This window comes from Ferviditalea candida (genome assembly GCF_035282765.1).
In the GTDB taxonomy this organism is placed as follows: Bacteria; Bacillota; Bacilli; order Paenibacillales; family KCTC-25726; genus Ferviditalea; species Ferviditalea candida.
In genome coordinates, this window is record NZ_JAYJLD010000065.1 from 1 (window position 1) to 10,258 (window position 10,258).

Sequence of the window (10,258 nt, forward strand, 5' to 3'; positions counted from 1 at the left end):
TCTTCGTCAAATATTATCCTCAAGCGCTTCGTGCGTCAAAGATGAAAACATGCGTAAAAGCGAGAAAAACGAAGAAAACATTAATTTATTGAGGGAGGAAGAGAGTATGAGCTTACAAGTTTTTTTGCGCTTGGCGGTCAGCTTGGCAATCGTTCTCGGCAGCTTCTCGTCAATTGCCGCGGCCGCTCCAAGTAAACGCATTGTCACACCCGATGCAGTCCCCGTACAAACCGCGGTCAATCAAGCGGTTCCTTTCGACCCTGTAGCGCCGGCACAGCCGGAAAAAGGCAAGGTGGTCAATTTTACCCTTGAAGCCATAAGGGCAAAACTGGAAGTTTCACCCGGGGTTGTGAAAGAGGTATGGACATTCAATGGGCAGGTTCCAGCTCCCACATTGCGTGTGAACCAAGGGGACACGGTCCACTTTACATTAGTCAACAGGGATCCGGACATGGTGCATGGTCTTGATTTTCACGCAGGTCAAATGGATATGGGTACTTACCATAAACCCATCAAACCGGGTGAAAGCGTATCGTTCGACTGGAAGGCCGAATATCCCGGTGTGTTTTATTACCATTGCAGCGCCGATCCGGTGATTATGCATATTGCGAACGGGATGTTCGGGGCGGTTATCGTCGACCCGCCCGGATATAAGCCGGAGGGAAAGGAATATGTATTGATCCAAAGCGAATGGTACGAGCATTCCACGAATTTGCAGGCATTGTTGGAGGAATCGCCACAAGCGATTGCCTTTAACGGGGTGGCCGCGCAATATGTCGACAAACCGCTGACGGCAGACCCGGGTGAGAAAGTCCGGTTCTATTTCGTCAACGCGGGCATCAATCACTTCTCGGCCTTCCACGTGATTGGAACCATATTCGATCAGGTCATGCTGGACGGCAACCCGAAGAATACACTTTATGGCGTGCAAACCGTTGCGGTTCCGCCGGGGGGAGCGGTTGTCAGCGATTTGTATGCGGACACCGGGACCTATGCGATATTGACGCATTCCATGAAGGACGCGATGAAGGGTGGACTGGGCATCCTCAAGGTTGGAAAACCGACTGGAACGGCAAGCGCTCAAACGGGCTCACAACCTTTGACCAACAGCTCGGCATCAGCAAGCACTTCGACAAACGAATCGGCAGATAGCGGTAAAGCGGTTGAAGGAAATGTTGTTCACATTGCGAATTTCACCTTTTCCCCTGACACGATCACTGTAACGGCCGGCACAAAGGTCATATGGATCAATGATGAAGGCTCGGCTCATTCGATCGTCGGGGATACCTTCGATTCCAGAAACGAGAAGAAGGATGGTTTTATCAAAGGAGAGTCCTTCAGCTATACCTTTGCTCAACCCGGCACTTACAAGTACCACTGCTCGTTTCATCCGTTCATGACCGGCACCGTAATCGTGAAATAGAAGGGGGTTCGAACAAATTGCTGAGAATGACAAAACTGCTTTCCGCGATAACAGCCGGACTTCTTCTCACATCGTACGGAGTCCTGTTTGACAACCCCATTCCGATTGAAGCCCAATCCGCGTTAAACCCATCGGTTAAACAGCCGCTCGAGCCGCTGTGGACGGTTGACGACGCGGTGAACGAAATGCGGGACGAATGGATTGGAGGCACGGTTAAAAAAGAAGAAATGACCGGCGAGGTACGCGATTTTAATTTTCACATCGAGGAAATCGATTGGGAAATCACTCCCGGCGTCGTAGTGAAGGCATGGGCCTACGGCTTGGAAGGACAGCCGGCCACTGTGCCGGGACCGACGATTCGCGTGAAAAAAGGCGATCTGGTCAGAATTCACATCAAGAACGATACAACCCAGCCCCATTCCCTGCACTCTCACGGGATTACAGGCTTGGATGATTTGAATGACGGGGTGCCTCATATTACGGGTGCGTATATTATGCCAAATACGGAATTCACCTATGAGTACGTTGCCAAAGAGGCGGGGACCCACTGGTATCACTGTCATGTGCAAACCTCCCTGCATCAGGATATGGGAATGTACGGTGCGCTGATCGTTGAGGATACCGAAAAGCCGACATGGGACAAAGAATTTGTCCAAATGGTGGATGAGTGGGATACGAACCGGGGTTTGGCCAATTTGACGGAAAAGCCGAACTACAATTATTTTGTCGTCAACGGCAAATCCGGTATGGCGGTTCCTGATATGTACGTCAAAGAAGGAGAAATTGCCCGTGTGAGGTTGATTAATGCCGGGTTTGAAAATCACTCTTTGCACCTGCACGGCACACATTTCGTCGTCATTGAAAAGGACGGGTATCAATTGCCGCTTCCCTATTCAGCGGACACGATCGATATTGCTCCGGGAGAAACCTACGACTTGCTGGTCAAAGGGCGGGACGGGGTTTGGCCGTGGCATGACCACAATTCGTTGGACGTAACGGATAAAGGGGTTTATCCGGGCGGCATGCTGATGCATATGCGCGGAGACGGCAATGACAAGTTTGATCCGAATCAAACCGCTCCGAGAATTCCGGTGGAAGGACATATTCATGACGATGATCCGCATGCCCTGATTTGGGACGGCGATCCGCAGTTTCTGCTTGAAAAAATGCAGTTGAACAGCGCCGATTGGAAAAAAGCTTCAGCCAAAGAAAAAGCACGCTTGCATCAGCAGAATACAGAATTCGGCAAGGCTCTCGACGGCAAATATGATAAAGCCGCCGGCAAATGGTCGTTTCCGGCACAACTGTCGTCAATCCGTTATTTGAACGGAGAACGCCCGGCACAGGATACGTCCGAAAACCACGCGAGCATGGACATGGGAAACACAAACACGAAGCAGGCGACTCCGGTCAGCTCGTCCCATATTGAATTGGATGCAATGCAGCCCCCGGTTATTACAAAGGATGCGGTGACTCCGCTTTCCGCTCCGGTTGAAGCAACAGCCTTCGATCCAGCGGCGCCTGCGCAGCCCGAAAAGGGGCAAGTAGTGGAGGTTCATCTGGCAGCGGAAAGAGCAATGATGGAAGTGGCGCCTGGCGACAAAAGAAAGGTCTGGACGTTCAACGGTCAGGTTCCGGCGCCCATCGTGCGGGTCAATCAAGGGGATACGGTGCGGATAACGCTGGAGAATAAGGATCCGGAAATGTCGCACGGACTTGACTTCCATGCCGGACAGATGGATATGGGCACATTTCATAAGCCTATTCTGCCGGGTGAAAGTGAAACCTTCGAATTTAAAGCGAATTATCCGGGCTTGTTCTACTACCATTGCAGCGCGGATCCGGTCATCATGCATATCGCCAACGGCATGTTCGGCGCCGTGATTGTTGACCCGCCGGGATATAAGCCTTCCGGCAAAGAGTATGTCGTCATTCAGAATGAATGGTATAAAGCCGGCGCAAGCGTTCAGGAACTGGTCGAAGGCAAACCGGTTGCCGTCGCTTTAAACGGTGTGGCCCAGCATTATCTTGAGCATCCGTTAACCGCTGCAGCAGGAGAAAATATCCGCTTTTATTTTGTCAATGCAGGGGTGAATGACTTTGCCGCTTGGCATGTGATCGGTGAAATTTTCGACAACGTCTATTTGGACGGAAATCCGAAAAATCTGCGTACAGGCGTACAAACCGTACTCGTGCCGCCGGGCGGAACGGTCGAAACCGATCTGAAAGCCGATGCAGGAACTTATCTTATGTTGACGCATCAAATGAATGACGCAACAAAAGGCGGATTGGGTTATTTGAAAGTCAATGCCAAATAAAGGAGACAGCCCCCCAGGGGGCTGTTCCTTCTCTCAAACGAAGCAGCAATCTGTGTGGATCGAATGGGGAAGTTAAAGCGTTTCTTTGTTTTTTTCAGCATGATGGGATTCTGTCTGATTCTACGCTGAGCCTTCCTAAATTATCTGACGGTATTTATACGGTTTCATATAGAGTCACATCGATTGACGGACATCAAGTGACAGGATCCTATTGGTTTGCCGTGGGAAAAGTCGAACAATCGCGCGCCTGTACCGATATACTTGCCAAGAACGGGAAATAAAATCTCCTCCTCATAACGAAAATGCTTGTCCAGTTCCTCTTCAATCATTTGATCTGCCCTTGTATATAAGGAAGTATCAAAATCCCCGCCGGTTTCATCCAAAACCTTTGACAAATCTTCGTGTTCCTGGATGAACGATTGCAGTTGCGGCGCGATCGAATTTTTTGTTTCCGGTTTGGTTTCCGTTAAATTGTTGTGTTTTTCCAAAACTTTTCCCTCTGGAAATGAAAACTGTACTGCCTTTGAAACTTTATTGTCCAAGATCGGCAGGATAAAGCTCTCGTTAAAAGTCATGGAATTGATTTGCATAATTCAATATCCTCCCAGTTATAAGGATATAAGCAAATTGTTGTTACGGATTTTTTCCAACAATGGAGCCATAATTTCTTGTTTTAAACCCATTTCCTCCATAGTTTCTTTCATCAGATTCATCCAGTCTTCCGCTCTCCCCGGATCGATGCCGAATTGATGCCGTTCTTGAACCTGCTGCACTTCCCCGCTGCTTTCTGACAAGGGGCTGGTATCATTAGCCAATCGGGCGATAAACGCCCTTTGCCGTTCCTTCAACACATCAATATCCACTTTTCTTTCGGCGAATATCTTGCTGTAATAAGGATTTTTAATAAGTCGTTCATAGAATCGGATTGCATCAAGGGCTGCCGATGGGTGGAAAAGGGACTACCGTCACGGTTGGCCGCAAAATCGGGGAAAGCATGCCGGTAAAATCCGTTGAAGAGTTTTTTCAATTATTCTCCGAGTTAAAGATTGGGATTTCCAAGATTATCCGTGGGGAGTCGGATCATTTGCTCATAGCTGTTGAAGATTGCTTTTGCGAGGGGCTGCCCGATAGAGGGGAAAATGATGTGCGATCTGTATGAAATAAAAATTTATTGAATCCGATGGATGGGAGGATTTGCGGAAACAGTGTTATTTTGTATAACGGGACAATTCATCGGCATCCAAAATGCGGATTTCCTTGCGGTTTTTAAGCGATAATATGTTCAAACTTTCAAAGTGTGCCAGCTTTCGGCTCAGTGTTTCCGGCGTAGTGCCCAATAGAGCCGCAAGTTCTTTTTTGGGGACGGGAAGCTGAACAATCGGAGCTTTGCTGCGGTTATAAAATGCAAGCAGCATTTTTGCCAATCTGCGTTCCACTTCCAGCAGGCTGAATGTTCCGATCCATTCGTCGGCTTGCTGAAGCCTTTCACTGATCGCCAGCATAAACCGATAGGCCATATGCGGATTGCTTTCAATTATTGCTTTGAAGTCTTTCTTTTGGATCAAGCACACTTCCGCCGTTTCAAGCACTTCAGCATCGGCATAATGTATTTTCTCCTGCAGCAGCGCGAAAAGTCCGAAAAAATCACCCGGAAAAAGCAGGCGAATGATTTGTTCCTTCCCCTCATCGGATATCTTTACAATTTTAACCGTTCCACGGTTTAGCACAAAAAGCGTTTCGGATTGCTCGCCTTCCCGAAATACAAAATTTCCCTTCCCATAGCTTCGTGATTTCGTCACTTTGTGCAGGGCCATGATTTCCTCATCGCTCAATCCTTGAAATACCGGAACACGGCGAATACAGGATGATTCATTATGGCAAGTTTGATATTCGAACGTCATCAGCATCAAGTTCCTCTCTTCCAAAAGTACCGATAAGTTCAAAAAAGCTATTCCTGCTTTCGGTATATCGGGTTGTTTTGATTATATAAAAAAATGGAGATCTTAGTGTGACCTTCATCACAAAGCAATGCGGAATTAAATCTTAAGCCGGCAGTCTCAAACGAGATTTATGCGTCCATTCATTGACAGAACTTTGAAGATTCCTTATGATTTTTCTAACGGAATCTTTTTTCCTCGTCATATCATAAAGGAGATTGTGAAAATGAAGTATTTACGCATAAATATGTCTGATTTGAGCTATCGTGAGGAAACTGTTCCTCATGATCGTTTGCTGCTGGGAGGAAGAGCATTAACCTCGCAAATTCTGCTGGATGAAGTGCCGCCAACCTGCCATCCGCTCGGTCCCCACAATAAGGTGATTATTGCAAATGGTGTGCTGACCGGTTCCCTTGCTTCCAGCGCGGAACGAACTTCCATCGGCGCCAAAAGTCCGTTGACCGGAGGAACGAAAGAAAGTAATGCCGGCGGTACGGCAGGACTGAAAATGGGGCGTCTCGGTTATCGGGCCATCATTATTGAAGGTATCCGGGATGACTACCAGGTGGTCGTTATCGATAAAAACGGTGTCCGTTTTGAACCGGCCGATGAGCTCCTGGGCTTGAGAGTGAGCCAATCCGCACAAATCCTGATGAACAAGTATGGCACGCAGGTCGGGATCAGCCTGATCGGCGTTTCCGGTGAAATGAGGATGAATACCGCGGCTGTCACCAATTTGGACAAAGACGGATCACCGACTCGTTTTTACGGCCGCGGAGGACTCGGGGCGGTTTGGGGCTCCAAGGGAGTCAAGGCGATCATTTTGGATGATTCGGATATTGAAAGAAACAAACCCATGGACCGCGAAAGGTTTATGGACGGGATGAAAAATTATGCGCAGGCGCTGCGTGAAAATCCGGCAACCTCCAAATTGTATCCTGAATTGGGCACATCGGCGATGGTGAGAACAACCAACCGACTCGGCGCGCTGCCAACCCGAAATTTTTCCACGGGCAGCTTTGAACAGCATGAAAATATCAGCGGCGAAACGATGCGTGAAATGATTCTCGAGCGGGGAGGGGAAGGCAGCACGACCCATGCCTGCATGCCGGGATGTGCGATCAGGTGCTCCAATATATTCCCGGATGAACAGGGTAAAAAAGTAACGACTCCGATCGAGTATGAGAATATCGGTTTATTGGGCTCGAATCTTGGCATCGGCAATTTGGATCAAGTTGTAGAATTGAATCTCTTATGCAATGAGCTTTGCGTCGATACGATTGAAATCGGAGCAGCCATCGGTGTAGCCATGCAGGCGGGAATCGCAAGCTTCGGCGATTTCGAGGCAGCCAAGAACATGCTGCTGGCTCTTGAGAAAGGCGAGCCTTTGGGAAGGATTATCGGCGGCGGAGCGGTAATGGTTGGCAAGATTTACGGGGAACGGCGGGTTCCGGCTGTAAAAGGCCAAGGAATGCCGGCATATGAACCGCGCGGCATCAAGGGCTTGGGGGTTACCTTTGCAACCTCTCCCCAAGGAGCGGACCATACTGCAGGCATGACCATTCGCGCCCAGGTGGATCACCGTTCCCCCGAAGGGCAGGTTAAGCTATCCTACGATGCTCAGCATATATCGGTTATTGTTGACAGCTTGGGGATTTGCTATATGGCTTCCGGCGCCATTTTCGGCAAAGACAATTTCCGCCATATTGTCAATCTGGTGTCGGGATACATTGGTCAGGAAATCACGGAGGAAGATATTCGGGCAATGGCAAGAAAATGCCTGCGGGACGAACACTTGTTCAATAAAGCAGCCGGATTCACCAAGGCGGATGACCGCCTTCCCGAATACATGTACCTTGAGGAAAATCCGGCTGCCGGGACAAAATTTGATGTGAAGGACGAGGAGCTTGATGAAATTGGCGTCACCTCAGTCTCAGATCATGACCGTTAAAGTCAGCAGCTTAATTCCATGGAAAACGGATTTGCTGCCCGAGTATACAGTGGACAGCAACACAACGATCCGCAAGTTTTGTGAAGCCATAGGAATTGAGTGGGATGTCGAAGCGCTGGTTTTCATCAATAACCAAATCGCGCACGGGAACGAAATCCTGCAGCAGGGCGATCATATTTTATTGATGGTTCCGGTGGTCGGGGGTTAACCAAGCTTAATGAAAGAAAGACAATCTTATATAGGGATAATGCCATAAATGTAAAAGCGTCTCCGACAAATGGTTTTCTGTCGGAGACGCTTTTGTTATCATTCACTGTTCGCTGCGGTAACCCATCCTCAACGAAACCCTGCAGGAGGTATCCAGCAGCAGGGGCTTAATATGCTCGATTTGATCATCGATTTGGATGCTGGGTCCGACTACACCAATCGCCGCCATGACTTTCCCGTTGATATCAAAGACGGGAGCACCAATTCCGGTAACGCCGACAGTTGTTTCATTGGACTCGATGTAATATCCGTCCTGTTTGATTTTCCGAAGCCGAACGAGGATCTGTTCTTCATTCGTAACCGTGTACTGCGTATGTTTTTGAACTGGGACGCTCAGAATGCGCGTAATTTCCGCATCCGGCAGATGGGCCAGCAAAACAGGACCGAGTATTCCGTAAATAAAGGGGCGGCGCTGTCCCACATAGGAAGAGAATTTCAATCCCTCATATTTCTCTTTCTTAAAAATGTATATGATTTGATCTCCCTCTCTGACAGCCATAAGTACGGTTTGATTCGTTTTTTGATGCAGCTCGGTCAATAAATCCTTCGCTTCCTGTTTGATATCGAGTACTGAGTTTAAGTGGTAACTGAATTCCAGCATACGCAAACCAAGTTTGTAAGTCGCTGTTTTTTCATCGAACTGCACCAATCCCCGCCGTTCCAGCGTGCACAAAATACGATAAACCGTCGAATTGGGAATCTTTGTTGCTTTTGCGATCTCTTCGACAGTAAGATAAGGCTTTTCGATGGAAAAGGTTTGCAGGATATCGATGGCCCGGTCAATGGAACGGATGGAACCCATATTAACGTCGCGCATGCAAGCGGCCTCCCGAAAATGATTGAAATACTAAACCCACTATACGAGAAATTAATTTGATAGTAAAGTGTGCGCATTTGCCGACAGCAGTGAGTTTTAATTGTTAAAATATTGACTGAAGTTTCCTTTTTTGCTATTGTGAAATTAATAAATATGAGATGTTCAACTCGTTCTGCGAGATGGAGGGAAAAGACAAGTGAAGATTGCCTTATTCAATGATTTTCAACTCGGTGTTGTCAAAGGGGATAGGATATTTGATGTCGGCGCTGTTGTACAATGGGACAGCTGGAACCCGCAAGCTTCTCTGGAAAATCTCTTCGAATGTTATGCGGATTTGAAGTCGCATATAGAAGATTACCTGGTAACGGCTCGTTCCTATCCGCTTTCAAACGTGAATTTAAGGCCTCCCGTACCGAAACCGGGAAAAATTGTGGCTGCTCCGGTCAATTATTACCTGCATCAGGATGAAATGAATGCCCAGTTCGATAATGCAGCTTACACCATTGAAAATTTGGGGTTTTTCCTGAAAGCGCCATCATCGATCATCGGACCGGGCGAGACGGTCAAGCTGCCTTTTCCGGAGCGGCGTACCGACCATGAGGCTGAGCTTGCTTTTGTCGTCGGGAAAAGAGCGAAAGACGTTCCCGCATCGGAGGCCTCCGAATATATTTTCGGGTATTTTGCCTTGATGGATATAACGGTGAGAGGGATCGAAGACAGGCCTTGGCGCAAATCGTTCGATACGTTCACCCCAATCGGACCGTGGATGGTTACTATTGATGAGATCGGTAATCCGAATGAGCTGGATTTGCGTTTGTGGGTCAATAATGAGTTGCGTCAATCGGCGAATACCCGGGATCTGATCTATGACTGCTACAAGTTTTTTGAAGCCGCTTCAGCGGTAATGACGCTGGAGCCCGGTGATATACTCACTACCGGAACCCCGGAGGGTGTAGGGCCGATCACCAAGGGGGATCGGGTACGGATCCAAATCGACGGGATTGGAGAATTTTCGGTATCAGTCGATTACAAATAGAATAGAAAGGAGGCAAACAGGATGGAGATTTCCAAGGAGCTGCAGCAATTCCATGAAAGGTTGGATGCAGGCAACCTTGGACCGCTTTGGTCTTCGATCCACCTTCTGAATACGGTAGAGCCGAAAGCCAAGCCGGTTCCTTACCTATGGAAACGCGAGCTCATTGAAAGGAATCTGGAGGAGGCTGAACAGCTGTTGGAGGTTGGGAAAGGAGCGGACCGGCGAGCCCTTTTTCTCATTAATCCGGGGATGAAAGATCTGGAGCCGGTTGGATGGGGGGGCGCCACCCAGACGCTCTATGCCGCCGTCCAGGCGGTAAAGCCGGGGGAGATTGCACCGTCACACCGTCATACCACAACAGCCATCCGTTTCATCATGAAAGGTCATGGAGCCACAGGCAGAGTGGAAGGTGTCAAGACCGAAATAGAATTCCCCAAAATAATCAGTTAAAAATTCCCCAGTAATAGGGATAAGGTTGCCCCCCTAGGGGGGCAAAAAATCGGAAAAAT

The 10,258-nt window shown here is 48.5% G+C and carries 11 protein-coding genes; 7 read left to right on the forward strand and 4 right to left on the reverse strand.

What is annotated here, in order from left to right; all coding sequences use genetic code 11:
• Positions 1 to 106: 106 nt before the first annotated feature.
• Genes VF724_RS20665 through VF724_RS20675 form a run of 3 tightly spaced genes read left to right on the forward strand, consistent with a single transcriptional unit; the run spans position 107 to position 4,022 of the window.
• Positions 107 to 1,423, forward strand: coding sequence for a plastocyanin/azurin family copper-binding protein (locus tag VF724_RS20665; protein WP_371756122.1), 1,317 nt, complete (start codon positions 107 to 109; stop codon positions 1,421 to 1,423).
• A 26-nt stretch (positions 1,424 to 1,449) separates the two neighbouring features.
• On the forward strand, positions 1,450 to 3,741 hold the full coding sequence (locus VF724_RS20670; RefSeq protein WP_371756131.1) for a multicopper oxidase domain-containing protein: 2,292 nt from the start codon (positions 1,450 to 1,452) through the stop codon (positions 3,739 to 3,741).
• The gene (locus VF724_RS20675) at positions 3,738 to 4,022 is read left to right on the forward strand and encodes a copper resistance protein CopC (RefSeq protein WP_371756132.1); all 285 of its coding nucleotides are present in this window, start codon (positions 3,738 to 3,740) and stop codon (positions 4,020 to 4,022) included. The genes VF724_RS20670 and VF724_RS20675 overlap by 4 nt, the downstream gene beginning before the upstream one ends.
• Here VF724_RS20675 and VF724_RS20680 read toward each other — a convergent pair.
• From VF724_RS20680 to VF724_RS20690, 3 genes are all read right to left on the reverse strand, one after another.
• Positions 3,906 to 4,331: a hypothetical protein gene (locus tag VF724_RS20680; RefSeq protein ID WP_371756123.1), complete on the reverse strand. Its 426-nt coding sequence runs from the start codon at positions 4,329 to 4,331 to the stop codon at positions 3,906 to 3,908. The two genes, VF724_RS20675 and VF724_RS20680, sit on opposite strands and share 117 nt — an antisense overlap.
• A gap of 18 nt (positions 4,332 to 4,349) precedes the next feature.
• Positions 4,350 to 4,604: a globin family protein gene (locus tag VF724_RS20685; RefSeq protein ID WP_371756124.1), complete on the reverse strand. Its 255-nt coding sequence runs from the start codon at positions 4,602 to 4,604 to the stop codon at positions 4,350 to 4,352.
• A gap of 345 nt (positions 4,605 to 4,949) precedes the next feature.
• Positions 4,950 to 5,684 carry a Crp/Fnr family transcriptional regulator gene (locus tag VF724_RS20690; protein WP_371756125.1) on the reverse strand — a complete coding sequence of 245 codons (735 nt, stop codon included), beginning with the start codon at positions 5,682 to 5,684 and terminating at the stop codon, positions 4,950 to 4,952.
• A 220-nt stretch (positions 5,685 to 5,904) separates the two neighbouring features.
• Between VF724_RS20690 and VF724_RS20695 the strand changes: the two genes are divergently transcribed.
• Together VF724_RS20695 and VF724_RS20700 are read left to right on the forward strand one after the other, a co-directional pair.
• Complete coding sequence (locus tag VF724_RS20695; protein WP_371756126.1) at positions 5,905 to 7,629, forward strand: aldehyde ferredoxin oxidoreductase C-terminal domain-containing protein; 1,725 nt, start codon at positions 5,905 to 5,907, stop codon at positions 7,627 to 7,629.
• Positions 7,595 to 7,837: a MoaD/ThiS family protein gene (locus VF724_RS20700; RefSeq protein ID WP_371756127.1), complete on the forward strand. Its 243-nt coding sequence runs from the start codon at positions 7,595 to 7,597 to the stop codon at positions 7,835 to 7,837. Before VF724_RS20695 ends, VF724_RS20700 begins: the two co-directional genes overlap by 35 nt.
• Positions 7,838 to 7,939: 102 nt before the next feature.
• On the opposite strand, the gene VF724_RS20705 is transcribed toward VF724_RS20700, so the two are convergent.
• Positions 7,940 to 8,713, reverse strand: coding sequence for an IclR family transcriptional regulator (locus VF724_RS20705; protein ID WP_371756128.1), 774 nt, complete (start codon positions 8,711 to 8,713; stop codon positions 7,940 to 7,942).
• Between the two features lie 196 nt (positions 8,714 to 8,909).
• Here VF724_RS20705 and VF724_RS20710 point away from each other — a divergent pair, with 196 nt between their 5' ends.
• Together VF724_RS20710 and VF724_RS20715 are read left to right on the forward strand one after the other, a co-directional pair.
• Positions 8,910 to 9,749, forward strand: a complete 840-nt coding sequence (locus VF724_RS20710) for a fumarylacetoacetate hydrolase family protein (protein ID WP_371756129.1) — start codon at positions 8,910 to 8,912, stop codon at positions 9,747 to 9,749.
• Between the two features lie 21 nt (positions 9,750 to 9,770).
• Positions 9,771 to 10,199: a cupin domain-containing protein gene (locus tag VF724_RS20715; protein WP_371756130.1), complete on the forward strand. Its 429-nt coding sequence runs from the start codon at positions 9,771 to 9,773 to the stop codon at positions 10,197 to 10,199.
• Positions 10,200 to 10,258 lie beyond the last annotated feature (59 nt).